Annotated in this window: 22 protein-coding genes; 8 read left to right on the top strand and 14 right to left on the bottom strand. The window is 71.3% G+C overall.

All coding sequences use genetic code 11. The annotated features are described in order from the left end of the window. Positions 1-33: 33 nt before the first annotated feature. Positions 34-1290, bottom strand: a complete 1257-nt coding sequence (locus C8E87_RS20640; RefSeq protein ID WP_133874617.1) for a chitinase — start codon at positions 1288-1290, stop codon at positions 34-36. A 149-nt stretch (positions 1291-1439) separates the two neighbouring features. On the opposite strand from C8E87_RS20640, the gene C8E87_RS20635 reads away from it, so the two are divergent. The 3 genes from C8E87_RS20635 to C8E87_RS20625 all read left to right on the top strand — a co-directional run bounded on the left by C8E87_RS20635 (position 1440) and on the right by C8E87_RS20625 (position 5390). Continuing rightward, positions 1440-2609: a carboxylate-amine ligase gene (locus tag C8E87_RS20635; RefSeq protein ID WP_133874616.1), complete on the top strand. Its 1170-nt coding sequence runs from the start codon at positions 1440-1442 to the stop codon at positions 2607-2609. A gap of 10 nt (positions 2610-2619) precedes the next feature. Further along, positions 2620-3990: an FAD-dependent oxidoreductase gene (locus tag C8E87_RS20630; protein WP_133874615.1), complete on the top strand. Its 1371-nt coding sequence runs from the start codon at positions 2620-2622 to the stop codon at positions 3988-3990. Between the two features lie 113 nt (positions 3991-4103). Further along, on the top strand, positions 4104-5390 hold the full coding sequence (locus C8E87_RS20625) for a polysaccharide deacetylase family protein (RefSeq protein ID WP_239079832.1): 1287 nt from the start codon (positions 4104-4106) through the stop codon (positions 5388-5390). Here C8E87_RS20625 and C8E87_RS20620 read toward each other — a convergent pair. Next, the gene (locus C8E87_RS20620) at positions 5368-6180 is read right to left on the bottom strand and encodes an Fpg/Nei family DNA glycosylase (protein ID WP_133874614.1); all 813 of its coding nucleotides are present in this window, start codon (positions 6178-6180) and stop codon (positions 5368-5370) included. The two genes, C8E87_RS20625 and C8E87_RS20620, sit on opposite strands and share 23 nt — an antisense overlap. A 127-nt stretch (positions 6181-6307) precedes the next feature. On the opposite strand from C8E87_RS20620, the gene C8E87_RS20615 reads away from it, so the two are divergent. The 3 genes from C8E87_RS20615 to C8E87_RS20605 all read left to right on the top strand — a co-directional run bounded on the left by C8E87_RS20615 (position 6308) and on the right by C8E87_RS20605 (position 9919). After that, a complete protein-coding gene (locus C8E87_RS20615; RefSeq protein WP_133874613.1) occupies positions 6308-7699 on the top strand; it encodes a chitinase in 1392 nt (463 codons plus the stop codon). Positions 7700-7997: 298 nt separating this feature from the next. Continuing rightward, on the top strand, positions 7998-8852 hold the full coding sequence (locus C8E87_RS20610) for a patatin-like phospholipase family protein (RefSeq protein WP_133876962.1): 855 nt from the start codon (positions 7998-8000) through the stop codon (positions 8850-8852). Continuing rightward, the gene (locus tag C8E87_RS20605) at positions 8852-9919 is read left to right on the top strand and encodes a 1-acyl-sn-glycerol-3-phosphate acyltransferase (RefSeq protein ID WP_133874612.1); all 1068 of its coding nucleotides are present in this window, start codon (positions 8852-8854) and stop codon (positions 9917-9919) included. Before C8E87_RS20610 ends, C8E87_RS20605 begins: the two co-directional genes overlap by 1 nt. Here C8E87_RS20605 and C8E87_RS20600 read toward each other — a convergent pair. Continuing rightward, positions 9916-10728 carry a hypothetical protein gene (locus tag C8E87_RS20600; protein ID WP_133874611.1) on the bottom strand — a complete coding sequence of 271 codons (813 nt, stop codon included), beginning with the start codon at positions 10726-10728 and terminating at the stop codon, positions 9916-9918. The genes C8E87_RS20605 and C8E87_RS20600 overlap by 4 nt on opposite strands. Positions 10729-10944: 216 nt before the next feature. Between C8E87_RS20600 and C8E87_RS20595 the strand changes: the two genes are divergently transcribed. Next, positions 10945-12096, top strand: coding sequence for an FHA domain-containing protein (locus C8E87_RS20595; protein ID WP_133874610.1), 1152 nt, complete (start codon positions 10945-10947; stop codon positions 12094-12096). Between the two features lie 282 nt (positions 12097-12378). Here the strand turns inward: C8E87_RS20595 and rocD are convergent, their stop codons facing one another. The 11 genes from rocD to C8E87_RS20535 all read right to left on the bottom strand — a co-directional run bounded on the left by rocD (position 12379) and on the right by C8E87_RS20535 (position 25805). Next, positions 12379-13590: an ornithine--oxo-acid transaminase gene (gene rocD / locus C8E87_RS20590; protein WP_166661340.1), complete on the bottom strand. Its 1212-nt coding sequence runs from the start codon at positions 13588-13590 to the stop codon at positions 12379-12381. Between the two features lie 11 nt (positions 13591-13601). Then, positions 13602-14408 (bottom strand): dimethylargininase, encoded by an 807-nt coding sequence (ddaH, locus tag C8E87_RS20585; RefSeq protein ID WP_133874608.1) that lies wholly within the window; start codon positions 14406-14408, stop codon positions 13602-13604. Positions 14409-14685: 277 nt separating this feature from the next. Next, entirely contained in the window at positions 14686-15291 is a 606-nt protein-coding gene (locus tag C8E87_RS20580; RefSeq protein ID WP_133874607.1) for a DUF4190 domain-containing protein, read from the bottom strand. A 118-nt stretch (positions 15292-15409) separates the two neighbouring features. After that, on the bottom strand, positions 15410-16018 hold the full coding sequence (locus tag C8E87_RS20575; RefSeq protein WP_133874606.1) for an ATP-dependent Clp protease proteolytic subunit: 609 nt from the start codon (positions 16016-16018) through the stop codon (positions 15410-15412). A gap of 135 nt (positions 16019-16153) precedes the next feature. Beyond that, a complete protein-coding gene (locus C8E87_RS20570; protein WP_133874605.1) occupies positions 16154-16642 on the bottom strand; it encodes a hypothetical protein in 489 nt (162 codons plus the stop codon). 262 nt (positions 16643-16904) lie between these two features. Next, positions 16905-20078, bottom strand: coding sequence for a cyclic nucleotide-binding domain-containing protein (locus C8E87_RS20560; RefSeq protein ID WP_133874603.1), 3174 nt, complete (start codon positions 20076-20078; stop codon positions 16905-16907). Between the two features lie 196 nt (positions 20079-20274). Then, positions 20275-21867: a S1C family serine protease gene (locus tag C8E87_RS20555; protein ID WP_133874602.1), complete on the bottom strand. Its 1593-nt coding sequence runs from the start codon at positions 21865-21867 to the stop codon at positions 20275-20277. A gap of 39 nt (positions 21868-21906) precedes the next feature. Beyond that, positions 21907-23487: a sensor histidine kinase gene (locus tag C8E87_RS20550; RefSeq protein ID WP_133874601.1), complete on the bottom strand. Its 1581-nt coding sequence runs from the start codon at positions 23485-23487 to the stop codon at positions 21907-21909. 10 nt (positions 23488-23497) lie between these two features. Further along, positions 23498-24211, bottom strand: coding sequence for a response regulator transcription factor (locus C8E87_RS20545; RefSeq protein WP_127497738.1), 714 nt, complete (start codon positions 24209-24211; stop codon positions 23498-23500). A 68-nt stretch (positions 24212-24279) separates the two neighbouring features. Beyond that, positions 24280-25044, bottom strand: a complete 765-nt coding sequence (locus C8E87_RS20540) for a lysophospholipid acyltransferase family protein (protein ID WP_133874600.1) — start codon at positions 25042-25044, stop codon at positions 24280-24282. Next, positions 25041-25805: a GNAT family N-acetyltransferase gene (locus tag C8E87_RS20535; RefSeq protein WP_133874599.1), complete on the bottom strand. Its 765-nt coding sequence runs from the start codon at positions 25803-25805 to the stop codon at positions 25041-25043. Before C8E87_RS20535 ends, C8E87_RS20540 begins: the two co-directional genes overlap by 4 nt. A gap of 94 nt (positions 25806-25899) precedes the next feature. Here C8E87_RS20535 and C8E87_RS20530 point away from each other — a divergent pair, with 94 nt between their 5' ends. After that, positions 25900-26556, top strand: a complete 657-nt coding sequence (locus tag C8E87_RS20530) for a hypothetical protein (RefSeq protein ID WP_133874598.1) — start codon at positions 25900-25902, stop codon at positions 26554-26556. The last annotated feature ends 29 nt before the right edge of the window (positions 26557-26585 follow it).

Here is a 26585-nt window from a genome sequence, read left to right as displayed (position 1 = left end):
TGCTGAGGGGTGAGGGGGACGGGCGGGGAGCCGTCAGGGCAGGGTGGCGAGGTGGGGCTTGACGGTGTTGGCGAAGCCGTTGCCGTTGCTGACGTCCCAGTTGATCGACCAGGTCATCGCGCCCCGGATGCCCGGGTAGGTGGCCGGCGGCCGGAAGGAACCGCAGTTGGTGCCGCGGGCCAGGCAGTCCAGCGCGTTGTTGACCACGGTGGGCGCCACGTAGCCGCCGCCGGCGGCGCGGGTGCTCGCCGGAAGGCCGAGCGCGACCTGGTCGGGGCGCAGGCCGCCCTGGGTCTGGATGCAGGCCAGCGCGGTCAGGAAGTTCACCGTGCCCTGCGAGTACGCGTTCATCTGGTCGCAGCCGAGCATCGCGCCCGAGTTGTAGAACTGCGTGAACACCACGGTCAGGATGTCCTTGATGCTCAGCGCGAGCGCGAAGTACGAGGACTGCGGGTTCTGCATGTCGATGGTCTGCGGGGCCATCGTGATGATCAGGCTCGCGCCCACCTTCGCCCGCAGGCTGCGCAGCGCCTGGGCCATGTAGGTCGGGTTGAGCCCGTTCTCCAGGTCGATGTCGACCCCGTCGAAGCCGTACGTGGTGATCAGGCGGTGCACCGAGTCGGCGAACGCGGTGGCGGCGGCCGCGCTGTTGACGGCGACCGTGCCCTTCTCGCCGCCGACCGAGATGACGACCTTCTTGCCGCGCGAGTGCAGTGTGGCGATGTCGGCCTTGAACTGGGCGTCGGTGTAGCCGCCGACGGCCGCGGCCAGCCCCGGGTCGAGGGTGAAGGTGACCGCGCCCTGGGTGCTGGTGGCGTCCGCGAAGGCCACCGCGATCAGGTCGTACGTGGCGGGGACGGCGGCCAGCTTGAGGGGGGCGGCGCCGTTGTCGAAGTTCTGCCAGTACCCGGTGAGGAAGTGCGCGGGCAGCTGACCGTTCGTCGGCGGGGTCGTGGGAGGCGTGGTGGGCGGGGTGGTCGGGGGTGTCGTCGGAGGCGTCGTGGGCGGGGTGGTCGGCGGGGTCGTGGGACCGCTGCCACAGGCGCCGTCGTTGCGCCAGACGTCCCACTGACCGCTACGGACGGCCGGGGACTCGTTCTGCGTCCACCACTTGGCGGTGTAGTTGGTGCCGTTCTGCGACGCCGTGTTGCCGGCGGTGTAGACCTGGGTGGCGCTCCAGGCCGGCGCGCAGGCCACCGCGGCCGAGGCCGTCGTGGAGAAATAGGTCGCCGCGCCACCGGCGACGAGCGCCGCCACGGTCGTCAGGACTATCGATCTGGAGCGCTTCATGACGTCCCTCCACCACAACCCAATGAGATGTATCAATCATTAGGACTGTTAACAGTAGAAGTCCAGAGGGCGTGCCCTTAAACATCCTTAAAAGTTGCTGGACGGGCGGGACAGTTTCTGTGCGGCAACGATCGGGTAATCCACGGCGCATGGATACGGGTGCCGCGGGCGCGACCATCATCGACCCCGAACTGGCCGAGCGAGCCGAGTCCCACGACCTGCTGACGCTCGGCGTCGAAGAGGAATATCTGCTGGTGGACGCGGTTGAGCCGCGCGCGGTGGAGGCGGTCGAGGCGGTCTTCGACCATGTGCCGCCCGAGCTGAGCGACGCGGTGCAGCACGAGTTGACCCGTGGGCAGATCGAGGTGGCCAGCCCGCCCCAGCTCGAGCTCTCCGTGCTCGCCACGGCCCTGCGGGACCTGCGTTCCGCGGTGTCCGCCGCGGCCGAGCAGGCGGGCGCGCGCCTGCTGGCGATGGGGGCCGGCCCCGCCGCCGGGCCCAACATCCGCATCGTCGACAAGCCGCGTTACCACCGGATGCGTGAGCGCTTCGGCGACCTCTCGCCCGGCCCCGGCCTGTGCGGCACGCACGTGCACGTGAGCGTGCCCGACGACGAGACCGGCGTGCAGATCCTCAACCACCTGCGGCCCTGGTTGCCGATCTTCCAGGCGGCCACGGCCAACTCGCCGCTTTTCAGCGGCCGCGACACCGGGTACGCCAGCTGGCGCTCGCTGATGTGGGAGCGCTGGCCCACCGTCGGGCCCACGCCGTACCTGCGGTCCTTCGCCGAGTACGAGACGCTCGTGGCCGACCTCGAGTCGAGTGGCGCGATGCTCGACGAGGGAATGCTCTACTGGTACGCCCGCCTCTCCGCGCGCTACCCCACCGTCGAGATCCGGATGGGCGACGTCATGCCCACCACCGAGGACGCAGTGCTGCTGGCCGCGCTGGCCCGCGCCCTGGTCGCCACGCTGCTGCACGAGGTACGCGACGGCAAGCCGGCCCCCGACGTGCCGCACCCGCTGCTGATGGCCGCGCACTGGCGGGCCGCCCACGACGGGCTCGAAGGCCTCAACATCGACATGGCCACCCGGGAACCCCGTCCGGCCTGGAAGCTGATGCGGCAGCTCTTCGACTACGTGCGGCCCGAGCTCGAACGGCACGGCGACCTCGAGACGGCCACGGTCCTGATGGGCCGCCTGCGCGCGCACGGCACCGGCGCTGCCCGGCAGCGGGCGATCCTGTCCCAGGGCGGCTCGGTCAGCGACGTGGTGGACCGGTTCGTCCGCCTGACCCGTGGCGAGGACCCCACGACGTAGGCTGAGCCCGATGAGACTCGTGGTCATCGGCGGGGATGCCGCCGGCATGTCGGCCGCGTCGCAGGCACGCAAGCGCCTCGGCGAGGACGACTTGGCGATCACCGTCTTCGAGCGGGGACACTTCACGTCGTACTCGGCCTGCGGCATTCCGTACTGGATCGGCGGTGCGGTGCCCGACCGCGACAAGCTGGTCGCCCGCACCCCCGAGGAACACCGCAAGGCCGGGATCGACGTGCGGCTGCGGCACGAGGTGGTCGGCATCGACCTCGACCGGCGCGAAGTGGTCGCGCACGACCTGACCGGCGGCGGCGAGACCCGCGAGCCCTTCGACCATTTGGTGTACGGCGCCGGCGCCGTCCCGGTCACTCCGGAATGGGCCCGCGTACGCGATGCCGGCGTCTTCGGCGTGCAGACGCTCGACGACGGCCAGGCCATCCACGACTGGCTCGACCGCGAGCCCCGCCCGCGCCGCGCGGTCGTCATCGGCGGCGGTTACATCGGCGTCGAGATGGCCGAGGCGATGGTGCTGCGCGGGCTCGACGTCACGCTGCTGGAGAAGTCGCCGCAGCCGATGGCCAAGACGGTCGACCCGGACATGGGCGCGCTGGTGCAGAAGTCGATGCGCGCGCTGGGCGTCGAGGTGCTCACCGACGCGCACGTCGACGGCCTCGAAACCGCGGACGGGCGGGTACGCGCGGTGGTCACCCCGGGCGGCACGCTGCCGGCCGACGTCGTGGTTCTGGGCATGGGCGTACGGCCGAACACCGCGCTCGCCCGTGAAGCGGGGCTGCCGGTGGGCCCGACCGGGGGCGTCCGCACCGATCTGCGCATGCGTGTCGAGGGCGTCGAAGGCGTGTGGGCGGCCGGTGACTGCGTTGAGACCCAGCACCTGCTCACCGGGCGGCCGGCGCACGTCCCGCTCGGCACCCACGCCAACAAGCAGGGCCGGGTGGCCGGCATCAACATCGGCGGCGGGTACGCGACCTTCCCCGGTGTCATCGGCACGGCGGTCACCAAGGTGTGCGATCTCGAAGTGGCCCGTACTGGGCTCACGTCGAAGGAGGCGCACGCGGCCGGTTTCTCGTTCGTGACGGCGAGCGTCGACTCGACCAGCCGCGCCGGCTACTACCCCGGCGCCGAGATGATGACCATCAAGCTGATCGCCGAACGGCGTACGGGGGTGCTGCTGGGAGCCCAGATCGTCGGGCGCGCCGAGGCCGCCAAGCGCATCGACGCTCTCGCCGTGGCGGCCTGGAACCGGATGACGGTCGAGGAGATGACCGCGCTCGACCTCAGTTACGCGCCGCCGTTCGCCCCGGTGTGGGACCCGGTATTGATCGCTGCCCGAAAGGCCACTGAGGCGGTACACGCCAGCCTTTGACCGTATTTGCGGTAACCGGATCCTCGCGCCCTGCCAGCGACTATCGCTCACGGTGATGCGACAACCACCGATCCGGTATCGCGCTTGATCATGCGGCACGGTAGGAACGCAGGATGTCGCCGCAATCCCCCCGCATTCCGACCCAGGGCGGCACGACCGCGCCCAGCGGCCGACACCGGCGACCCGAGTCCCTGGCCGACGTCAGCACCCGCGCCGTTCCGCGCGTCGCGACCACCACCCTGACCGACGCGCCGATCTCGCAGCGCAGCCGGTCAGCACGCCACCAGCGCCCGGTCCGCGCCGGCCGGCACGCCGCCGTCCGCGTCCCGGCCCAGCGCCCGCCGTCCGGCCGCCCGCCCGTAACCGGGTCGCATCGAGCGCCTGGCACCCTGCCGATCGAGTCGTGGCTGCTGATGGGCAAGAAGCGGCAGCAGGCCATGCTGGCGTCGCTGATCGCGATCGGCATCCTGCTCGTGGCCCTGCCGGCCGAGCAGCGGCGCGACGGCTTTCAGGCGGTGAACGCGGCCGCCCAGGCGGTAGCCGGCGTACAGACGGAAAAGAAGCCGGAGAAAGCGCCGCAGGCCGCCCCCGAACGCGAGAAGCAGAGCGCACCGGAGCCGAAAGAGCAGGAAAAGGCACCCGAGAAGCCCGCGCCCGAGTCCACCGCGGCCGCCGGCCCCGAGCCGAGCACCCCCGCGGCCCAGATCACCGAGGCTTCTCAGAAACCGGGCTCCGACCTCGGGCCGGGCAAATCGCTGCGCACCACCGGCAGCAAAGTCGTCGCGCTGACCTTCGACGACGGCCCCGACCCGGTGCAGACCCCCAAGATCCTTGAGCTGCTCGCCCAGCATCAGGTCAAGGCGACGTTCTGCCTGGTCGGCACGCAGGTTCAGCGGCACCCCGACATCGTCCGGCAGATCGTCGACGAGGGGCACACGCTGTGCAACCACACGTGGGACCACAGCCTCAAGATCGGCAAGGACAAGCCGGCAAAGATCAAAGCCGATCTCGTACGGACCAACGCCGCGATCCTGGCCGCCGCGCCCGACGCGAAGATCCCGTTCTTCCGCGCACCCGGCGGCAACTTCACCGAACGGCTGGTCGGCGTGGCCACGAACACCGGGATGACCTCGCTCTACTGGGAGGTCGACCCGCGCGACTGGGAACACCCCGAGAAGGAGACCGAGCAGCAGCACATCGCCCGTATCGTCGGCGACGTCCGCAAGCAGGTGCGTCCGGGCGCGATCGTGCTGTCACACGACTTCAACCAGCCGGCCACCATCAAGGCGTACGAGAAACTGCTTCCCTGGCTGGCCGAGAACTTCACCCTCGGCATCCCCGGCGCCACCGAGACCCCGGCCCCGCCGCCGGCCGGCGTCACACCGCCGGCTGACAGCTAGGACACCAGTAAAGGTTGCGCGCGGCCAGCTCGGCCCGCGCGACCCCGGTTCCGCAGACCAGGCAGGGCTGACCCGCGCGCCGATAGACGTAGACCTCGCCGCCGTGCCGATCGACCCGAGGAGCCCGCTGCATGGCCTCCGGCGTGTGCCGGGTGTGCACCGTGTCGATGCGACCCCGGGCCACGCCCTCCTTCATCAGCGCCCGCAGGTCGGTCCAGAGCTCGTCCCACTGCTCGGGGCCGACGCTTCGACCCGGCGTGCCCGGCGCGAGCCCGGCCCGGAACAGCGCCTCGTTGGCATAGATCAGCCCGCACCCGGCGACGACCGACTGGTCGAGCAGCAGCGCGAAAACCGGCTTGCCGCTCGCCCCGGCCCTGCGCAGAACCGGGCCCGGGTCGGCGTCGTCCCGCAACGGATCGGCGCCCAGCCGCTCGCGCAGCAACTGGACCTGCGCCGGGTCGAACACCTCGCAGGCGGTCGGCCCGCGCAGGTCGAGCCAGTGCCCGTCACCGACCAGCCGCATACGCACCAGCCCCACCGGTTCCGGCGCAGGCAGCGGCCCGTCGGCGACTTTGCCGTACAGCCCGAGGTGGACATGCACACTCAGGTCGCCTTCATAGTGGTGGAACAGATGTTTCCCGTACGCCTCGGTGTCGAGCAGGCGACGTGCGTCGACGCGCTCGGCCCCCGCAGTGAACCGCCCCTGAGGGCTGCTGACCCGCAGAACCTGCCCGGCGAACAATTCCCGATGCAGCGCCGCGAGCCGATGAATGGTGTGTCCCTCTGGCACGGCGGCAACGGTACCCAGCCGCCCCGTCGCCCCGCCATCCGAGCCGCCGGGTCACAGCGGCGGGGGCTCGTACGAGATTTGTGTGATTCTATTTACAAATAAACTTTACAGTATTCATACTCTGGTCATGCGCCGATCGATGATCTTCACCATGGCCGCGGTGCTCGCGGCTGGTGGTGGCTCCGTGTATCTCGCCTCCAGCGCCGGCGCGGCCGTCGCGTGCGCACCGGCCTGGAGCGCCACCGCCGTCTACACGAAGGACAACGTGGCCTCGCAGAACGGCCGCAACTACACCGCCAAGTGGTGGACCCAGAACGAGAGCCCGTCCACCCACAGCGGACAGTGGGATGTCTGGGCCGACAACGGTGTCTGCGGCGGCACCACACCCCCGACCACGCCGCCCGCCACCACCCGGCCGCCGACAACTCCGCCCACCACACCGCCGACCACGCCACCCACGACCCCGCCGACCACGACCCCGCCCAACACGGGTCTCCCCAAGCGGGCGCTGATCGGTTACCTGCACTCCAGCTTCGCCAACGGCTCCGGTTACGTGCGGATGGCCGACGTCCCCGCCAACTGGGACATCATCAACCTCGCCTTCGGCGAGCCCACCTCGGTGACGTCCGGCGACATCCGGTTCACACTCTGCCCCGCCGCCGAATGCCCCGGCGTCGAAAGCAAAGCCGACTTCATCGCCGCGATCCGGGCCAAGCGCAACGCCGGCAAAAAGGTGCTGCTCTCCATCGGCGGCCAGAACGGCCAGGTCCAGCTGACCACCACCGCCGCGCGGGACAGGTTCGTGAGCTCGGTCAGCGCCATCATCGACGAATACGGCCTGGACGGCGTCGACATCGACTTCGAAGGCCACTCGCTCTCGCTCAACACCGGCGACACCGACTTCAAGAACCCGACGACCCCGGTCATCGTCAACCTGATCTCCGCGCTGCGCTCCCTCAAGGCCCGCTACGGCGCCGGCTTCGTGCTGACCATGGCCCCCGAGACGTTCTTCGTCCAGCTCGGCTACCAGTACTACGGCTCCGGCCCGTGGGGCGGCCAGGACCCGCGCGCCGGCTCGTACCTGCCGGTCATCCACGCGCTGCGTAACGACATCACCGTGCTGCACGTCCAGGACTACAACTCGGGTTCGATCATGGGCCTGGACAACCAGTACCACTCGATGGGAGGCGCCGACTTCCACATCGCCATGACCGACATGCTGCTCGCCGGCTTCCCCGTCGCCGGCAACACTGCCAACGTGTTCCCCGGCCTGCGCGAGGACCAAATCGCGTTCGGCGCCCCGTCGTCGGTCAGCGCGGGCAACGGCTACGTCGCGCCGTCAGCCATCCAGCAGGCCGTCAACTGCCTGATCCGCAACGCCGGCTGCGGCTCGTACACCCTGCGCAGCGGCGCCAACCCGGACTTCCGCGGCCTGATGACCTGGTCGATCAACTGGGACAAGTTCTACAGCTGGGAATTCCAGAACCAGAACGGCGGATATCTGAAGAGCATCGCTTAAGCAGTCAATACGAAGATCGAATTCCAGATGTCGTAGCGGGGTGGTGGGTTCAGACCGTCGCTCCCGCCGAGGGCCCGGGCGGGCTGAGCAGGGCGCCGGCGCGCCCAGAACGCTCAACCCACCCGGGCGGCCTGCGTGAATGGTTGCGCCCAGAACCCAACCCCAACGTGGCGTCCTCAAGACAGGGCCCACCCCGACCGGGGGGGGCCGAGCACCCCGCCGCCGCAGGCGAGGAGCAGAGCGCGGCGTGTGCGAGGCGCCGCGCGATGATCCGATGAACTCGTGGAACGATGAAGTCATGGTCAACAGCCCGGTGGCGTTCGTGCTCGGCGGGGGCGGCGTGCTCGGCGCCGTCGAGGTGGGCATGCTGCGCGCCCTGTTCCGGGCCGGTTTCCGCCCGGACGTCGTGGTCGGCACCTCGATCGGGGCGGTCAACGGCGCCCTGGTCGCGCAGGACCCGAGCGAGGCGGTCACCGATCGGCTGGTGCGGCTCTGGACGTCGCCCGAGGCGGCCACGGTCTACGGGGACTCGATCGGCCGGCAGCTGCGCCGGTTCGCCGCCCGTACGCATCTGCACTCGCCGCTCCCGCTGCGCCGGCTGCTCGAGGCCGAGCTCGGCGAGCAGACGACGTTCGCCGACGTGAAGGTGCCGTTCCACTGCTGCGCCGCGAGCATCGAGCGGGCCGCCGAGCACTGGTTCGACAGCGGTCCCCTGGTCGACGCCGTGCTCGCGTCGTCGGCCGTGCCCGGTCTGCTGCCGCCCATGGAGATCGCCGGGGAGCACTATGTGGACGGTGGCATTGTGAACTCGATCCCGATCGGCGAGGCGGTCCGGCTCGGCGCCAAGCTGATCTTCGTGCTGCAGGTGGGCCGGGTCGAGCGTGCCCTGAGCGTTCCCCGCCGGCCCTGGGAGGTGGCCCAGGTGGCCTTCGAGATCGCGCGGCGACATCGGTTCGCCCGGGAGCTTGCGTCACTGCCCGACGATGTACGGGTGCACGTGCTACCCACCGGCGGCGGCGAGAGCCGGGACGACAGCCCCTGGGCCTACCGCGACATGGCCGCCGTCGGACGCCGCATCAGCCGGGCCTACACCGCGTCCCGCCGCTACCTGGCCGCCAACGTGCTCCCGCCGCCCGGCCCGGACGTGCCCTGATGCCGCTTCCCCCCATCTGGGTCCGTCGCCTGGTCATCGCCCCCGCGGTGGTCGTCCTGGCCGGCGTGCTGCTGACCACGCTGCCGATCTGGCTCGTCATCGCCCTGCTGGCCTCGCCGCTGGTGCCCGGCCATCTGCGGGTGCCCCGCCTCGTGCTGCTGGCCGTCCTCTACCTGATCTGGGACGCGGCCGCGCTGGTGGTGCTGGCCGTTCTCTGGGTCGCCTCCGGGTTCGGCGTCAAGATCCGCAGCCCGTGGTTCCAACGCGCGCACTATGTGGTGACCGGGCGTTTCCTGGCCATCCTGTTCTGGATCGCCAAGTGGGCCCTGCACCTGACCATCGACGTCGTCGGCACCGACCCCGACACCGCGCTTCCCGGCCGCCCCGAGGTCGTGGTCAGCCGGCACGCCGGGCCGGGCGACTCGTTCATCCTGATCCACGCGCTGACCAACTGGTTCGACCGCGAGCCGCGAATTGTGCTGAAGGCGACACTGCAGTGGGACCCGGCCGTCGATGTGCTGCTCAACCGCCTGCCCAACCGGTTCATCACGCCCGGGCGTACGGGGACCTCCACGTTGGAGCAGCAGATCGGCGAGACCGCGCACGGGCTCGACGACAACGACGCGTTTGTGATCTTCCCGGAGGGTGGCAATTTCACGCCCCGCCGCCGGGTCAGCGCGATCGCCCGGCTGCGCGCCCGTGGGCTGGCCGACGCGGCCGAACGGGCCGAGAACATGCGGCACGTCCTCCCGCCGAAGCCGGGCGGCCTGTTCTCGGCGATCAACGCGGCGCCGGACGCCGGGGTCATCTTCGTGGCCCACACCGGCCTCGACCGCATGATCACGGTGGCCGACATCTGGCGTGAGCTGCCGATGGACAAGCGGCTCGTGATGAAGTTCTGGAGCGTCCCGCCGGAGGAGGTGCCCACCGGCGAGGAGGAACGGGTGGCCTGGCTCTACGACTGGTGGGAGCGGATCGACGCCTGGATCGAGGAGAACCGGCCCGTGTTCCGCCCGTTGAGCACGGACTGGACCGCGCGCCGATCCGCTCCCGCAGCCGACGCCTAGCTTCCGAGCGAGCTGTACAGGCTGTCCGGGGCCTCGGTCACCTCGGAGGCGGCCGGCTTGGTCACGGTCACCGGCACGCCGTAGTCGCTGTAGAGCACCTCGAGCGGCTGCGCGGCCTGCCCGTTGACCGCCGGGATCTGCACGGTGAGCTCGGCCAGCCGGCCCTGGTCGTCGAGGCCCGCGGTGAACGGCACCTTCTGCGCCGGCGCGCCGGACTCGTCGATGGTCACCTGCGAGACGCCGGCCAGCCCGGCCGCCTTGGTCAGGTCGAGCGTCCCGGCGTAACTGTTGCCACCGGTGGCGTGCACGTCGGTCGACGAGTTGAGCAGGTTCGAGGTGTTCACCGGGTCGATCTGGCCGGGGCGCAGGCCGACGTTGGCGCCCTCGGGCAGCCGGGCCACGTCGACGTGCGTCCACGTGCCGGCCTTGGTGACGCCGGGGATCTGCAGGTAGAGGTCCTGCCCGGCCAGCAGCGTCTTGAGGTTGAGCTCGGCGTTGGGGCCGCTCGCGACCATCTCGACCGTGCCGACGCCCTGCGCCGGGTCGACCTGGCCGTTCAGCTTGAAGCCGGGGCCCGAGTTCGCCGTGACCTTGAAGCTGGTCGAGCCGAGCTGCGAGGTCGCCTTGGTCAGGGCCTCGACCGCGGCGGGGTCGGCCGCGCTGCCCGACGCCGTGGCGGTCGCGCTCGCGCCGGCAGCGGGAGCGCTCGCACCGGGCGTCGTGCTGCCCCCGTCGGCGCAGCCGGCGAGCGTCAGTGCCGCCGTCGCCATCGTCGCGAGGCCCAGCCCGGCGAGCCGTGGTGTCCGCATGTCCGTCCCTTCCGCCCGGCCGGCCGCCCGGATGACGCCGGCTCACCGACGTCAATTCCCGACGGCCGCCGGCGGCAAACGGGACCCCGGTCAAGCCGCCCTCATCGATGTATTGGCGTGCGCCCGACACCGAAGCGGAGGGGTGTGACACTCGCCTCGCCCGGGGACCGGGCATGATTGCCGTGCACAAACACCCGCGGACCCTCGGGAGGACCCGTGAGATTCGAGGTCAGCAAGGTCCTCGACGCCATCGAGGCACGCCTCACCACCGACCCGGCGCTCGCCCGCGCGGTGGTCGACATGTCGGAGATCGTGCGTTACGCCGACCTCGACGGCGGCCGGCCCGCGAGCTCGGTACGCCTCGGGCTGGTCATCGACGCCCTGGGCCGGCGCGTCGCGGAGGAAAACGTGCCGGTCTACGTGGTGGCGCCGCGTGGCCTGCTCTCCGACACCGACCTCACCTCGAACGAGCGCATGGTCATCCGCCGCTGGGCCGACGACGGCAAGGTCGAAGTCGTCCCCCAGCTCGACGACCGCGTCTTCGAGGTGGCCGAGCTTCTGGGCCTGCCGGTGCTCACCCGCACCCGCGGCGACCGCGACCGTCACCCCTGGGTCGACGAGCCCGGCCGCCTGCTCGCCGCGGTCGCCGGCGAGGGCGGCAGCACCGTGCTGATGGCCCGGGTCGGCCGGGGCGAGCCACCGAGGCCGGCCGAGCGCTCCCCGCTGGGCGAGCGGCTGCTGGCCCGCGTCTGGACCTGCCCCGAGCCCAACTGCAACAGCTTCGGCAGTGGCGGCGACCCGGACAGCCCGTTCGCCGACATGCGTACCTTCACCAGCCCGGTCTCCCAGCCGCCGCCGTCGCTGCGTTCGGGTGCGCCCACCTGCCCCCGGCACGGCGCGAAACTGCGCGACGCCGGCCCCCGGCCCGCGGTCGAAGTTCTCTCCGTCCGCATCGACGGTGTCATCCGCCGCCGCTTCGTGGTCGCGACCGACGAGCCGGTCGTGGTCGGCCGGGCCCCCGAGGGCGGCCGTGGCGTCATGCTGGGCCAGTGGCTGACCGACGACGCCCGCAAATGGATCAGCCGCGGCCACGTGCAATTCACGCTGCGCACCGACGGCAACCTCACTGTGCAGGACATCAGCACCAACGGCAGCGGCGTGCGCCCCGGCGGCACGGTCAACGACGACGAGCGGATCGCGCTGCACCGGCAGGAAAGCCGCACCCTGGGGCCGACCGACGTGGTCGAGTTGTACGGCGGGGTGCAGGTGGGCCGGGCCAAGATGTGGGCCACCGGCGGCGTCGTCCAGCCCGAATCCGTCATGGGCGAGGCCCCGACGATGGCGCTGCGCAAGTTCGAACGGGGCTGAGCAGACGCATTCTTGTGCGGGGCTGGACAGACGCAGATGCTTTCACAGCTGGACAGACGCAACTGACCTTCTGGCTCCGCTTCGCTCCGCGGCGATTGCCTTTTGGCCCGGTGAGATGCCGGGCGATTTTCCGCCGCAGCACACCCCGCTGCGTCGAAAAATCACTCGGCATCTCACCGGCGGCAATCGCGAAGTGCGGGCTGGACAGAAGCAGATGTTGCAGGGCGGAACAGACAAACCGCGCGGGCGGGCGAGTACCCGGATGATCGCCCGCCCGCGGACTTACTGGTGGCTGTCGGCCAGGACTGCGGCCAGCTGGTCCACGGCGTGGTCGATCTCGTCTTTGGTTACGACCAGGGGTGGGGCCAGGCGGATCGTGGAGCCGTGGGTGTCCTTGGCCAGGACTCCGCGGGCGGCCAGGCTTTCGCACGCTTGGCGGCCGGTGAGCAGGGCCGGGTCGATGTCCACGCCGGCCCACAGGCCCCGGCCCCGGACAGCGATGACGCCGTGGCCGATCAGCGCGTTGAGGCGGGCGTGGAGGTGCTCGCCCAGCTCGGCCGAGCGCTGCTGGAACTCACCGGTGGCCAGCAGGCGTACGACCTCGCCGCCGACCGCGCAGGCCAGCGGGTTCCCGCCGAAGGTCGAACCGTGCTCGCCGGGCTTCAGCACACCCAGCACGTCGCGGTCGGCGGCGACGGCCGAGACCGGCACGACGCCGCCGCCCAGCGCCTTGCCCAGCACGTACATGTCGGGAACGACGCCCTCGTGCTCGATCGCGAACGTGCGCCCGGTGCGGCCCAGGCCCGACTGGATCTCGTCGGCGACCATCAGCACGTTGTGCTCGTCGCAGAGCGCCCGCACGGCGGCGAAGTAGCCCCGCGGCGGCACGAGCACGCCCGCCTCACCCTGGATGGGCTCCATCAGCACGGCCACGGTGTTCGGGGTGATCGCGGCGCCCAGGGCGGTTTCATCCCCGTACGGGACCACGACGAACCCGGGCGTGTACGGCCCGAAGTCGGCCTTGGCCTCGGGGTCGGTCGAGAAGCTGACGATCGTCGTCGTCCGGCCGTGGAAGTTGCCGGCGGCCACGATGATCTCGGCCTGGCCGTCCGGCACGCCCTTGACCCGGTAACCCCACTTGCGGGACACCTTGATCGCGGTCTCGACGGCCTCGGCGCCGGTGTTCATCGGCAGCACGAGGTCCTTGCCGCAGAGCTCGGCCAGCGTACGGCAGAACTCGGCGAACTGGTCGTGCACGAACGCGCGGCTGGTCAGCGTGATCCGGTCGAGCTGGGCGTGCGCGGCCGCGATCAGGCCCGGGTGCCGGTGGCCGAAGTTCAGCGCCGAATAGCCGGCCAGGAAGTCGAGGTAACGCCGCCCGTCGACGTCGGTCACCCAGGCGCCCTCGCCCTCGGCGATCACGACGGGCAGCGGGTGGTAGTTGTGCGCGGTGTACCGCTCGGCCTCGGCCAGCTCGGCAGGGGTCCGCAGCATGTCGACGCTCGTCACGATCGCACCTCCAACGTGCAGCACTTGGGTCCGCCGCCGGCCTTGCGCAGCTCGGAGACGTCGACCCCGACGGTCTGGTAGCCGGCGGCCCGCAGCTCGGCCGCGAGGTGGGTGGCCTGCACCGGCAGGACAACAGTACGACCGTCGCTGACCGCGTTGAGTCCGAGGACGGCCGCGTCGTCGGCGTTGGCGATCACCGCGTGCGGGAACATCTGCCGGAGCACGGCCTGCGAGCCGGGCGAGAACGCGGCGGGCAGGTACGCGATGTTGGTGTCGTCGAGCACGCACAGCGCGGTGTCGAGGTGGTAGAGCGACGGGTCGACGAGCTGCAGCGTGATCACCGGGCGGCGCAGCGCCTCCTGGGTCTCGGCGTGCGACGCGTGCGCGGTGCGGAAGCCCGTCCCCGCCAGCAGGAAGTCGCCGACGAGCAGGATGTCACCTTCACCCTCGTTGGTGTGCTTGGGCTGGATCACCTCGAAACCGCGCTCGCGGAACCAGGCCGCGTACGCGGGAGCCTCGTCGGCCCGCTCGGCGTCGCGGAACTGCACCGCCAGCACGCGGCCGTCGACGACCGTGGCGCCGTTGGCCGAGAAGACCATGTCCGGCAGGCCGGGCAGCGGCTCGATCAGCTCGACCGTGTGGCCCAGGTCGAGGTACGTCTGCCGGAGGTTCTCCCACTGGCTGACGGCGAGCGCGTTGTCGTAGGGCGCCGTGGGGTCCATCCACGGATTGATGCGGTACGTCACCGCGAAGTGGGTGGGCCGGCACATGAGGTAGCGGCGCGGCGAGGACGTCGTGGTCATGGCTGAAACGCTAAGCGGGGCGGACCGTCCGATGCTGTAGTTCAACCATGCATGTGACGTTCGATCGTTGCGTGATCGAGGTCCTGCGCGAAGATTCGTTGCACGTGCGTCGAGGGCGGCCTGAACCAGGCCGCCCTCGAGGCGAAGTGTTGCCGGCGCACCGCCGGACGGTTCCGGGGCGGGACCGGCGAGGGGCCGGTCCCGGTTCCGATCTTTCGCGTCCGGCGCACCGCCGTCCGCGACTGTCTGATGCCCGATTGTTGCCGGGGGTAAACCTTTAGAAGCGGTCGACGAACTGTGTGTCGAGCCACTCGCGCAGGCTGTTCACCGGCTGCACGTCGGTCCCGAGCCAGTTGAGCGAGCCGGTCAGGGCGAGCACCCCGAGCACGATCGCGCCCAGCGAGAGCACCATCCCCAGCAGCGCGTCGGTCTTGCCCGCGACGTGACGCTTGCGGGTGGCGTGGAGGCCGACCAGCGACAGGATCAGGGCGAGGGCGGCGACGCCGATGCCGTAGCCCATCAACGGCCCGGAGAGCACCAGCAGCACGGACGCCACACCGAGGATCAGACCCACGGTGGCCATCAGGCTGGCGCGCGGCTTGGGGCCGGCAGCGACGGGGGTCGCCGGGGTGGTGGGCCGCTCGACCGGAGCGGCGCCCCTGGACGGCGGCGCGGGCGGCTCGGTGTGCCGGGAGGCCGGGGGCGGGCTCGGCGGCAGGTCGCGCAGGGTGTCTTCCTCGTCGCGCCGGGGCCGTACGGGGGCGGGGCGCACCTCGGTCGTGTTGTCGCTGCGAGGCCGCGTCACCGTGCCGGTCGAAGCCGGGCCGTCGGTCGCCTCCGGGTTATCGCTCGTGGACTGGCGGGAGAACGTCGGGAGCCTCACGTCAGCACCTCCTTGACAGAGTCGGGGGATGACCGTCCCTTACCCGAAACTGTCGCGGACGACACAACGGGCACACGGCGTACGCCGTGTGCCCGTTGGTGAAGCGAAAACCCGCAGGTCAGACCAGGGCGGAATTGTTGCCGACCTGGTTCGCCTTGGTGATCACGTGGTCGACGATGCCGTATTCCTTGGCCTGGTCGGCCGTGAACCAGCGGTCGCGGTCGGAGTCGCGCTCGATCTCCTGCGGCGTGTGGCCGGTGTGGAAGGCGATCCGCTCGTTCATCACGTTCTTGATGTGCAGCATGCTCTCGGCCTGGATGGCGATATCGGCCGCGGTGCCGCCGATGCCGCCGGAGAGCTGGTGCATCATGATCCGCGCGTGCGGAAGCGCGTACCGCTTGCCGGGGGTGCCGGCGCAGAGCAGGAACTGGCCCATGGAGGCCGCCATGCCCATCGCGATCGTCGCCACGTCGTTCTTGATGTACTGCATCGTGTCGTACACCGCCATGCCGGCGCTGATGGAGCCACCGGGCGAGTTGATGTAGAGCGCGATGTCCTTCTCGCTGTCGGCCGAGGCCAGCAGCAGCATCTGGGCGCAGATGCGGTTGGTCACCTCGTCGTTGACCTCACTGCCGAGAAAGATGATCCGCTCCCGGAGCAGCCGCTCGAACACCTGGTCATCGAAGGATGCGCCACCGCCCCGCATCGTCAACTCGTCAACACTCATGACAACACCCTCTCGCATCCGCCGGCGAAGCCGTAACCCGACCGGCCGTTCGACGCCTCCCAGCTTTCCTCAGTGAGCGGCATCCGCCCACCGATTCCCCTCTGGGCGAATCAGCTCACGGCATAACCCAGGGGTTCAGCTGCCGGGGTTCAGGAAGACCGAGCGGTCGAGGAAGCCGTCGCCGTCGTCGTCGAACATGCGTTTCTCGAAGACACCGTCGCCGTCCTTGTCGTAGTCGGCGTGGTCGACCCGGTTGTCGAGGTCGGTGTCCGCGCCGATGAAGTCGGTGCGGCCGTCGCCGTCCACGTCGACCAGGATGTCGACGCCGCCGTCAGCGCGGCCGCGATAGGTGGCGTCGTCGAGCGTTCCGTCGCCGTCGGCGTCGACCTCGTTGTCGTAGCCCTTGGGTGGCGGCGGGGACAACTCGGCGGCCAGGTCGCCGATCGCCTCGGCGGCGCTCACGCCCACCGTCACGTCGGGCAGGCCGTCGAGGTCGTCGGGGCGGTCGCCCAGGCCGGTGTGCGCCTCGGTGAGGCTTTCCGTCGTACGGGCGGCGACCATGCCGCTCACCGTGCCGAACTCCGACCAGGCGCCCAGGTCTTCATAGCCGTCGTTGCGAGCCATGCCCTGACGGTACGTCGCTCAGTCCAGTTCGGGCATCGCCACCGCGTGCGGACGCGGACGGCACGTGCCGCACTGCACCGCGTCGTCCACCACCAGCGCCTCCGCCCGCCGCCTCGTCTCGGACCGGCTCACCTGCAACAGGTAGGGACCGAACCGGGCGTGTTCGGCGCAGACACCGCGGCCGCAGAAGCGGCAGCTCGCCCGGGCCGATTCGGAACAGAACCAGCAGAGCAAGTGAACCTCCTGGGAACGCCTCCGGCCGTCAGCCCGGCGACGACGTCCCTTCGGGTTCTGTCGGCTCGTCGGTCTCCGTCGGCGGAGGAGTGGTCGGCGGGGGCGGGGGTGTGGTCGCGGGCCTGGTGGTCGGGCTCGTCGTCGGCGGCCGCGGGATGGTCGGGACCGTGGTCGGTCGCGTCGTTGGGCGGGTCGTCGTCGGGGCCGTGGTGGGGTCGTTGTCGGGCTGTCCCGGATCGTCGTCGCCATCGCCGGGATCAGCTGTCGGTGACGGTGTGACTACAGTAGCGCTGGGCGTCGGGGTCGCGCTCGGGGCGATCGACGGATTGATCGATTCCGAATCGGACGGTAAAAGGTCGTCGCTCGGCAGTGGCTCGGGGCTGCTCGACGGCGGCGCCTCGACCGGCGCCCCGTCCGCGCATCCCAGCTGCTTGCCGGTGACCTCGCTGGTCTTGCCGTCGACGGCGACCGTGCCCGACGAGACGACCACCGCGGCAGGCTCGATCTGATACCAGGCCGCGCCCGTGTTCGTCACCGTGCCCTCGCTGCGGTCCACGGTCAGCGCGAGCGGCTTGTACGCGCCGCTGGTGCTGCCGGTTCCGGCCAGCACGCGGCCGGTCTGCAGCGAGATGGCGGCCCGCGGCGCCTGGTCACGGCCGTTTCCGGTGCTCAGGGTGCCGATGCCGACCCGGGTGTTCGCGCAGAGCATCGTGGTCGCCCCACCGGCGAACGTGAGCGTGGCCGAGGCCCGCGCCGGCACCTCGATCACCTCGCCCTGGTCGAGGTAGCGCCGCGCGCCCTCGTCCAGGTTCTCCGGAGCGCCGTCGAAGGTGGCGGTGACCAGGCCCTGATCGATCGAGAGCAGCACCCGGTCGGCCGGCATCTCGGCCCAGGCCGGACCGGGGCGGAACGACAGGCCGGTCAGGAACAGGGCCGCGGTCAGCAGCACCACGACCAGCCAGGTCAGCACGCGCTCGAACCGGCGGTCGACCTCGGGGTTGTCGTGGCCGTCGGGCGGGCCGGGCGGGATGGTCAGCGGCGGGTAGGCCGCGCCGCCGGGCGCGCCGGGGCGCGGTGAGCCCTTCACGGCCACCACGGGCATCGGCGAGCCGGGCCGATGGGTCGCGCCGACCAGCGGCGGCAGATCGGAGGCGTCGGGCAGGACCCACAGCCGTACGGGGGTGATGGTCTGCGCCACCATGCCGGGGCTGCCGTCGCCGACCGGGCCGACCAGCGTGCCCCGGCGCAGCTCGACGCCGTCGGGCAGCGCGATCACGCCGGACTCGACCACCACCGCGTGGGTGGGGCCGGGCAGGATCACGGGCGCGCCCGGGTCGAGGTCGACCGGGTGGGCCGAGCCGATCAGGGCGAGCCGCTGGTCGGTGGCGAGCCCGGCCAGTGCGGGCGTGTCGGCGAACAGCGCCTCGGCCTCGGCCCGGTCGTGCGGCGGCGGGCCGGGCAGCGGGCCGACCACCGTGGCCACGGTGGCTGTCGGGATCGAGAGCAGCGTCGTGCCGGCGGTGTGCCAGTCGAGCTGGGTGGAGCGGCCGGTGACCGCGTTGACCAGGCCGACGACGGCGCCGGGGCCGACGTGATGGCGGATCGTGCCGGGTGGGTCACCGGGCCGGCGGGCCTCGAGCGCGCCCTCGACGACCACGTAGACGGCCTGCTGAGCGCTGCCCGCCATGATGATCTGACGGCCGGTCGGCGGGTGCACCCAGCGGGCGCGCGAGGCCAGGCCCTGCAACGCGGGCTCGGGCAGGCCACCGAGGTCGGAGGCGCGCAGCGCGGCCAGGCGGCGGGGGCTGTCGGCCTCCCGGTCGTTCTCGGTGCGGCGCAGCCGGGACAGGCTCCACCATCGGGTGAGCCGGCCGAGCAGGAAATACACGATCGGGGCGGCCAGGCCGAGCATGATGGCCAGCAGCAGGAGAACCCCGGTGAGGCCCTCGTGCCACAGGCCGGTGGCCACGCCCGAGAGCCTGTCTTCCCACAGCCGGACGGCGACGTTGGCCGCGGCGGCCAGCCAGCAGACGGCCAGGAAGCCGTACAGGGCGATGAGGCGGCCCTCGCGGTCGAGCTTGCCCCACTGTGGCGGACGACCCCGCAGCCGGCCGCCGACCCAGGCCAGCGCCCGGTTGCGCAGCTGCGGCACCTCGAGCCAGTTCATCAGAAGGTACTGCCCGTCGAGCGGCAGCAGCGGGCTGAGGTGGACGAACGCGCTCAGGTAGCAGAGAAAGGCCAGCTTGAAGGCCAGGTCGGCGGCCGACGGCAGGGCCAGCCCGACCACTTGCGCGACGCCACCGAGCAGCAGCGCGCTGAGCGGGCCCACGGCCGAGACGAGCACGCGGGCCCGGCGGCCGGCCATCCAGACGTCGCTGGTGTCGACGAACAGCGACGGCAGCCCGAACCAGACCAGCAAGCCGGCCGCCGGCACCTCGCGGCCCGAATGCTTGGCCGCCATCGCCCGCGCGTACTCGCGGACACCGGCCACGATCAGGTTGAGCAGGATCAGGGTGATCGCGCCGAACACGTAGGAGTCACCGGTCAGGAACAACGAGCGGCTGCCCCTCGTCCAGGTGGCGACGAACAGGCCGAGACCGCCCACGGTGAGCATGGCGGTGAGGATTCCGACGGCCTTGTTGAAGAACAGCCGGCCGCCCGCGCGGTAGAGGACCGAGACCAGGCCGTCGACGTTGAGCAGCAGCATGCGGCGGCCGCGGGCGGCGGCGAGCAATGAGCTGCCGACCCGCTCCCCCACCGGCTTGCGTCGCAGCTCCTGCAACGGGCGGAACGCGTCCATCGGCAGCTCGTCGAGCATCCGGTTGCCGGCCAGGTCGGCCACGACGCGGCGGACCTGATCGGGGGCGAGCCGGCCGGCGATGCGAGCGAACTCGGCGACCAGCCGGGCCACCGTGTGCTCGCCGTCCATCAGCAGCGCCAGCTCCCACTCCTCGGGGGTCAGGCGCAGATAGCTCGGCCGCTCGCCGTCGTCGGGCGAGCGCAGCATGATGTAGTCGCCGCCACGGGCGCCGGTGAGCTGCACGTACTCCACTCCGGCGCGGAGCACCGGGCGGGCGCTGGTGGGGTTGAGGCGGTCGACGACCGCGCCCCACAAACCGGGATCAGCCGGGCCGGAGGGTTCACCGGGGGCGCGACCCGCCAGCGCTTCCCACACGTTCCCGCGGGTCTCGACGTAGGTCAACCTGGTGCCTCTCACTGCCGGGGTACCGCCGATGGCGAATGGAGATTAGGCGGTTCCCCGGCCGAATGGCGAGTCCCCCGGGAGGAAAAGAGACGATTCCTCCGGAAGTCGGAGATTAGCGCCGAACAAACGTACGGCGGGTGGTGCGACAACCCCCTTGTCACACCACCCGCCGCAGCGAAAGGGCAAAGCTTGGTTACTGCGCCTCGGCCAGCGTCACCGTGACCTGCTTCTTCTCACCGCCACGGGTGAAGTCGAGGGCCATCTTCTGACCGACCGCGCCGGACTGGACCACCGCCACCAGGTCGTCGGAGTCGCCGATGCTCTTGCCGTCGGCCGCGGTGATCACGTCGCCCTGCTCGATCCCGGCCTTGGCCGCCGCGCTGTTCGGGATGACCTGGCTCACCAGGGCGCCGCCGTTCTCGGCCTCGGTCACACTGACGCCCAGCGCCGGGTGGCTGACCTTCTTGCCCGCCATCAGGTCGTCGACCACCTGCTTGGCCTTGTCGCTCGGGATGGCGAAGCCGAGGCCGATGTTGCCGGAGCTCTGACCCTGGGTGGCGATCGCCGAGTTGATGCCGATGATCTCGCCGTTGGTGTTGACCAGGGCGCCGCCGGAGTTGCCGGGGTTGATCGGCGCGTCGGTCTGCAGCAGCCCGGACATGGTGGTCGTCGGGCCCTGCTGCTGTGAGCCGAACGGGCTCTCCTGCTGGCCGCCGCCGGACTGGATCGTGCGGTCCTTGGCGCTGATGATGCCGGCCGTGACCGAGCCCTCGAGGCCGAGCGGGCTGCCGATCGCCAGCACCGTGTCGCCGACCTGCATCTTGGCGCTGCTGCCGAAGGTGGCGGGCTTGAGGTCGGAGAGGCCGGAGACCTTGACGACGGCCAGGTCGGTGCGCTCGTCGGTGCCGACGATGGTCGCCTCGGACTTCTTGCCGTCGGCGAAGATCACGGTGGCCTTGTTGCCCTGGGCGTTCGCGACCACGTGGTTGTTGGTGACGATGTAGCCGCTGTCGGTGATGACCACGCCGGAGCCCTCGCCGCTGTCCGTCTTGATCGAGACGACGCTGTCCTGCACGGCGGCGGCGATCTGGGCCAGCGACGAGCGGTCGACCACGCGGGTGACCGAGGAGTTGCCGGTCTGCACCGACGGCGACCCGCCGTCGTCGTCGAAGGCCAGCGCGGCGGCCGCGCCCACGCCGCCCGCGCCCAGCGCGAGCAGCACCGCGGCGGCGGCGGTCACGAAGATCTTGCGGCCGCGGCCCGGGGTGCGGGGCTGCTGCTGGTCGACCGGGAGGGCCCAGGCGGGCTGGCCGTCGGCGGTCGGGGTCCAGGGACGGCCCTCGACCCCGAGCGGCTGGGTCTGGGTCTGGCCGGGCCAGCCCGCGCCGTACGGCTGCTGGGCGTAACCGGGCTGCTGCCCGTAACCGGCGTGGTGCTGCTGATAGCCCGGCTGCTGATGCTGCGCCCACTGCGACTGCTGCGGCCACTGCGGCGCGCCGGTCACCGGGACACCCGATTGCGGAGCAGGGACGCCGGACTGAGGAGTGGGGACACCAGGCTGAGGAGCGGAGACGCCGGACTGAGGAACACCCGGCTGCGGGGCAGCCTGCGGCGTGCCCTCCTGGGGAGCGCTCGACACCGGTCGCGCCCACTCCGGGGCCCGCGGCGCCGCCGGTTGCGATGCGGCGGGCAGCGCGGCGGTCGGCTGCTCAGACTGTCCCCGTTCCGGGCTGCTGCTCTCAGAGGAGGCGTCCGCGGGTCGCGGGTCGGTCTCGTTGTCGTTCATGCCACCAACCTTGCCCCGTAGCTCTCGGACCGACCTGTGTCAGGCCTGGATGTTTTCTGTGAAGCCTTTATCCGGATTTAGCGTGGGTAAAGTTACCCGGAACGTCGCGCCCTGCCCCGGTTCACTGATCACTTCGACGGTTCCTTGGTGTGCCCTGACAATCGCCGCGACGATCGCGAGCCCGAGCCCGGTGCCGGTGGCGGCACGCCGGGTGTTGCGGGTGCGAGCCTCGTCGACGCGATAGAACCGCTCGAAGACATGTTCTTTCTGCTGTGCCGAGAGCCCGGGCCCGGTGTCGGACACCTCGACCACTGCCTGGTCACCCGGCCCGGCATGAAGCCGCAGGGTGACCGTGGCGTCGGGCGGGGTGTGCACCAGCGCGTTCGTCATGAGGTTGCCGATCACCTGGCGCAGCCGGGCGTCGTCGCCGTAGGCCACGAGTTGCTCGGGCTGATCGCGGACCTCGAGCTCGATGGTGCGTTCGGGCGCGGTCGCCTCGGCCGCCTGGACCGCGTCGAGCGCCAGCACCGGCAGCTCGACCGGGCCCAGGGTGAGCGGACGCTCACGGTCGAGCCGGGCCAGCAGCAGCAGGTCCTCGACGAGCAGGCCCATCCGGGCGGCCTCGTCCTCGATGCGACGCACGAGCTGGGCCACGGCGTCGGGGTCGGTCACGGCGCCCTGGCGATAGAGCTCGGCGAAGCCGCGAATGGTGGTCAGCGGCGTACGCAGCTCGTGTGAGGCGTCGGCCACGAACTGCCGCATCTTGGCCTCGGACTCGACCGCCCGCGCCTCGGACGCCTGCGCCGCGTCGGCCGCCTGCACCGCGACTGCCTCGGCCGCGCGGGCCGCCGCCTCCGACTGCTCCCGCGCGCTGAACGCGGCCTCGATCTGGGCCAGCATCGCGTTGAGCGCCTTGGCCAGCCGGCCCAGCTCGGTCTGCGGCTCGCCGTCGTGCGCCTCCGGGTCGGGGACGCGCTGGGTGAGGTCACCGGCCCCGATCGCCGCCGCCGTGCGCTCGATCTGCAGCAGCGGCACGAGGCTCTGCCGCACGATGGCGGCGCCGATCGAGGCCAGCGCGATCAGCACGCCCACCCCGACCAGCAGGTCGACCCAGATCATCTGGTTGACCGCGAGGCCGATCACCGACAGCTTCTCGCCGACCTGGATGACCGAGCCCCACTGGTCGATGACGACCACCACCCGCCAGACGACCTTGCCGCTCGGCGAGCGCACCGTGTACGGCTCGCCGAGCAGCGCGTTGACCTCTTCGGAGCCCTTGACCAGCGGCGGCGTGTCGTCGGGGCCGAGGTCGGGGTCGCCCACCACGGGCGGGTCGGGGCGCACGCCGTCGACGCTGCTGGACGAGACGTAGTAGTCGCTCGGGACCGGGATCTCGGAGCCCTGGCGCGCCTTGGCGATGGTCGCCGCGTAGATCGACAGCGACGTGTCGAGCCGGTCGAGCAGGTAGTTGTGCAACGCGTACGTGCTGGCGGCGCTGATCGCCGTGAGCGCCGCGAAGACCAGGACGAGCACCGACGCCACCAGCTTGACACGCAGCGAGACCTTACGCAGGCTGGGCTGCGGCGGGATCGAGTTGCGGACCCGCTCGGTGAGCGTCACGGCGGGGGGCTCAGACGGCTGGTTTGCGAAGCACGTAACCGACGCCGCGCAACGTGTGGATCAGGCGGGGCTGCACGTTGTCGACCTTACGCCGCAGGTACGAGATGTAGGACTCGACGATGTTGTCGTCGCCGCGGAAGTCGTACTTCCAGACGTGGTCGAGGATCTGCGCCTTGGACAGCACCCGGTTGGCGTTCAGCATGAGGTAGCGCAGGAGCTTGAACTCGGTCGGCGAGAGCTGCACCCGCTGGCCGGCCCGGTAGACCTCGTGGGTCTCCTCGTCGAGCTCGAGGTCGGCGAAGACCAGGCGGGACGGCTCGTCGTCGCCCTGCGTCGTGCGGCGCAGCACGGCCCGGATGCGGGCGGTGAGCTCCTCGAGGCTGAACGGCTTGGTGACGTAGTCGTCGCCGCCCAGGGTCAGGCCCCGGATCTTGTCGTCGGTGCCGTCGCGGGCGGTCAGGAAGACCACCGGGGTGCGCTGGCCGCCCTCGCGCATGAGCCGGATCACCTCGAACCCGTCGAGGTCGGGCAGCATGACGTCGAGGACGACGAGGTCGGGGGTGGTGTTCTTCGCCGCGCTGACGGCCGCGCTGCCGCTCGTCGCGGTGCTCACGTCGAAGCCGGCGAAGCGGAGACTGGCGGAGAGCAGCTCGAGGATGTTCGCGTCGTCCTCGACGACGAGCAGTTTCGCCTCGCTCTGCTTGGGCTGGGTCTGAGCGGCCATGACACCCAGTATTTATCAGCCCGCTGCACCCCGCCTGCACACCAGCTGAAAGTTGTCTGTAAACGCTCTCAGGCGGCCAGGCGGTAGTCACCGCCCATCGAGGCCTGGGCCGCGCGGGCGAGCACCCGGCGGTCGGCGCCGGGCACGGGACGCAGGGCGGGCGCGGCCACCACGGTGACCGTCAAGGACCGTAGCGCGGCCACCCGGCGTACGGACTCGAGAAGGGTGTCGTCGCCGACGAACGCGGCCGCGGTGGAGTCGTACGTGATCGAAACCGGAACCACGGGAGCGCCCGCGTCGATCGCCGCCTGGAACAGCGCCGGGCGGAACCGGCCCCGGTTGGCGCCGCAGAACGTCGTGCCCTCGGGGAACGCGGCGACCGTGCCGCCCGAGCGCAGCGCGTCGGCCACCTCGCCGACCGTGCCGGGCAGCGACTTCGGGCGCGCGCGGTCGATGAAGATCGCCCCGGACCGCCCGGCCAGCACTCCGATGCCCGGCCACGCGCCGACCTCGCCCTTCGCGACCACGCGCATCGGGGTCACGGCCATCAGCACCAGGATGTCCAGCCAGGAGACGTGGTTGGCGACCAGCAGGCTGCCGGGTCTGAGGACGGGGCCGCGCCGCACGACGCGAATGCCGAGGACGCGCAGCATCACGCGGGCCACCACACGCAGGGTGAGACCGCGCAGCAGGGGAACGAGCAGAAGACCGCTTCCCAGTACGGCGGCGAGGGCCATCAGGCGCAACGTGGCCGTGCCGGGCGCGGCGGGGCGGCCCGCGCCCTCCCGGCAGTGGGCGCCGCAGCCCGACGTCGGCTGCCAGAAGCAGGTCATCGGACCGCTCCCAGGAAGTGCCGGCGGTAACGCGGGTCCAGCCGGTCCATCGAGAACAGCACGTAGAAGTCGGCGCAGTCGAAATCGGGGTCGTAGGCGGGCCGGCCGCAGACCCAGCTGCCCAGCCGCAGATAGCCCTTGAGCAGAGCGGGCGGCTGGGTGCGGGGGTCGCCGGCCACGTCTGTCCCGGCCAGCCAGTCGCGGCGGGGGGTGACCCGCAGAGTGGGCGGGGACAGGTGTCCGGCCTGCACCCGGGCCCAGACCCCGGCCGCGGTCGCGCCGCCGTCGTCCAGCGGCACGGAGGCGCAGCCGGCCAGCCAGCGCAGGTTGTTCAGGTGCAGGTAGCGGGCGATGCCGGCCCACATCAGGTTGATCACCGAGCCGCTGCGGTGGTCGGGGTGCACGCACGAGCGGCCGGTCTCGACCAGCTGGTCGCGCAGCGGGCGCAGCGCGGCCAGGTCGAACTCGCCGTCGCCGTAGCGGCGTCCGGCGCGCTCGGCGGCCCGGGGCGGCAGCATGCGGTAGGTGCCGACCACCGCGCCGGTCGCGTCGTCGCGCACGATCAGGTGGTCGCAATGGTCGTCGAACTCGTCGACGTCACGCCCGTCGGCGGTGGCGCCGGGCAGCGTCGCGCCGAGCTCGCCCGCGAAGACGTCGTGGCGCAGTCGCTGCGCGGCCTCGACGTGGCTCTGGTCGTCGGCCAGGAGCAGAGTGTAGCCGCTGGTCCCGGTGGGGGCGGCGGCAGTTATGAGAACGGCCATGTGATGTGTGTAGGCGCGGCACCTGCCCGCGGAATGTCGCCCCAGAAGGCAATTCATGGCCACGACATGAACGGCTTGTGCGAGCCTTCCTCGCATGGAGATTCCGGCACGCTTCAACGGTCCGCCCACGTCCGGCAACGGAGGGTGGTCGGCGGGCGCCTTCGCGGTCGAGGCCGGCGCCCGCCTCGGGGCGCCGCCGCTCGAGGTCACGCTGCGGGTGCCGCCCCCGCTCGACACGCCGCTGACGTACGCCGACGGCTCGGTGCACGACGGCGGCACGCTGGTGGCGACCGTGGGCGAGGCGACCGGCGAGATCCCCGCGGTCACGCCGGTGAGCCTGGACGCGGCGGTGGAGGCGGCCCGGGCGTACGAGGGCTTCACCCGGCACCCCTTCCCCACCTGCTACGTCTGCGGGCCGGAACGCCCGGACGGGCTGCGCATCTTCTCCGGGCCGCTGCCGGACGGGCGTACGGCCGCGCCCTGGGTCGTTCCCGCCGAAGTGGACCTCCGGGTGCTGTGGGCCGCGCTGGACTGCCCGGGCGGCTGGACCGCGCTGCGCACCGGCCGCACCTATGTCCTCGGCCGGATCGCGGTCGATGCCACCGCGCTGCCCGAGCCCGGCTCGACGTGTGTGGTGGTCGGCGCGGCGACGGAGTTCTCCGGGCGCAAGGCGATGGTGCTCTCCACCGTTCTCGGCCGCGACGGCACGCCGCTTGCCAAGGCCAGGGCCACATGGATCGCCACGACCTAGTAAGTTGACCACTCACCTCAGGGGGAAGG

It is taken from the genome of Paractinoplanes brasiliensis (assembly GCF_004362215.1).
Taxonomy (GTDB): Bacteria; Actinomycetota; Actinomycetes; order Mycobacteriales; family Micromonosporaceae; genus Actinoplanes; species Actinoplanes brasiliensis.
The sequence above is the reverse complement of the archived record's forward strand: the minus strand, read 5'-3'. Positions and strand labels throughout refer to the sequence as shown.

Coding starts and splice junctions, on each gene's coding strand:
- C8E87_RS20640 (WP_133874617.1), bottom strand. CDS start 1,290: ATGAAGCGCTCCAGATCGATAGTCCTGACGACCGTGGCGGCGCTCGTC.
- C8E87_RS20635 (WP_133874616.1), top strand. CDS start 1,440: ATGGATACGGGTGCCGCGGGCGCGACCATCATCGACCCCGAACTGGCC.
- C8E87_RS20630 (WP_133874615.1), top strand. CDS start 2,620: ATGAGACTCGTGGTCATCGGCGGGGATGCCGCCGGCATGTCGGCCGCG.
- C8E87_RS20625 (WP_239079832.1), top strand. CDS start 4,104: ATGTCGCCGCAATCCCCCCGCATTCCGACCCAGGGCGGCACGACCGCG.
- C8E87_RS20615 (WP_133874613.1), top strand. CDS start 6,308: ATGCGCCGATCGATGATCTTCACCATGGCCGCGGTGCTCGCGGCTGGT.
- C8E87_RS20610 (WP_133876962.1), top strand. CDS start 7,998: ATGGTCAACAGCCCGGTGGCGTTCGTGCTCGGCGGGGGCGGCGTGCTC.
- C8E87_RS20605 (WP_133874612.1), top strand. CDS start 8,852: ATGCCGCTTCCCCCCATCTGGGTCCGTCGCCTGGTCATCGCCCCCGCG.
- C8E87_RS20600 (WP_133874611.1), bottom strand. CDS start 10,728: ATGCGGACACCACGGCTCGCCGGGCTGGGCCTCGCGACGATGGCGACG.
- rocD (WP_166661340.1), bottom strand. CDS start 13,590: ATGCTGCGGACCCCTGCCGAGCTGGCCGAGGCCGAGCGGTACACCGCG.
- ddaH (WP_133874608.1), bottom strand. CDS start 14,408: ATGACCACGACGTCCTCGCCGCGCCGCTACCTCATGTGCCGGCCCACC.
- C8E87_RS20575 (WP_133874606.1), bottom strand. CDS start 16,018: ATGAGTGTTGACGAGTTGACGATGCGGGGCGGTGGCGCATCCTTCGAT.
- C8E87_RS20570 (WP_133874605.1), bottom strand. CDS start 16,642: ATGGCTCGCAACGACGGCTATGAAGACCTGGGCGCCTGGTCGGAGTTC.
- C8E87_RS20555 (WP_133874602.1), bottom strand. CDS start 21,867: ATGAACGACAACGAGACCGACCCGCGACCCGCGGACGCCTCCTCTGAG.
- C8E87_RS20545 (WP_127497738.1), bottom strand. CDS start 24,211: ATGGCCGCTCAGACCCAGCCCAAGCAGAGCGAGGCGAAACTGCTCGTC.
- C8E87_RS20540 (WP_133874600.1), bottom strand. CDS start 25,044: ATGACCTGCTTCTGGCAGCCGACGTCGGGCTGCGGCGCCCACTGCCGG.
- C8E87_RS20535 (WP_133874599.1), bottom strand. CDS start 25,805: ATGGCCGTTCTCATAACTGCCGCCGCCCCCACCGGGACCAGCGGCTAC.
- C8E87_RS20530 (WP_133874598.1), top strand. CDS start 25,900: ATGGAGATTCCGGCACGCTTCAACGGTCCGCCCACGTCCGGCAACGGA.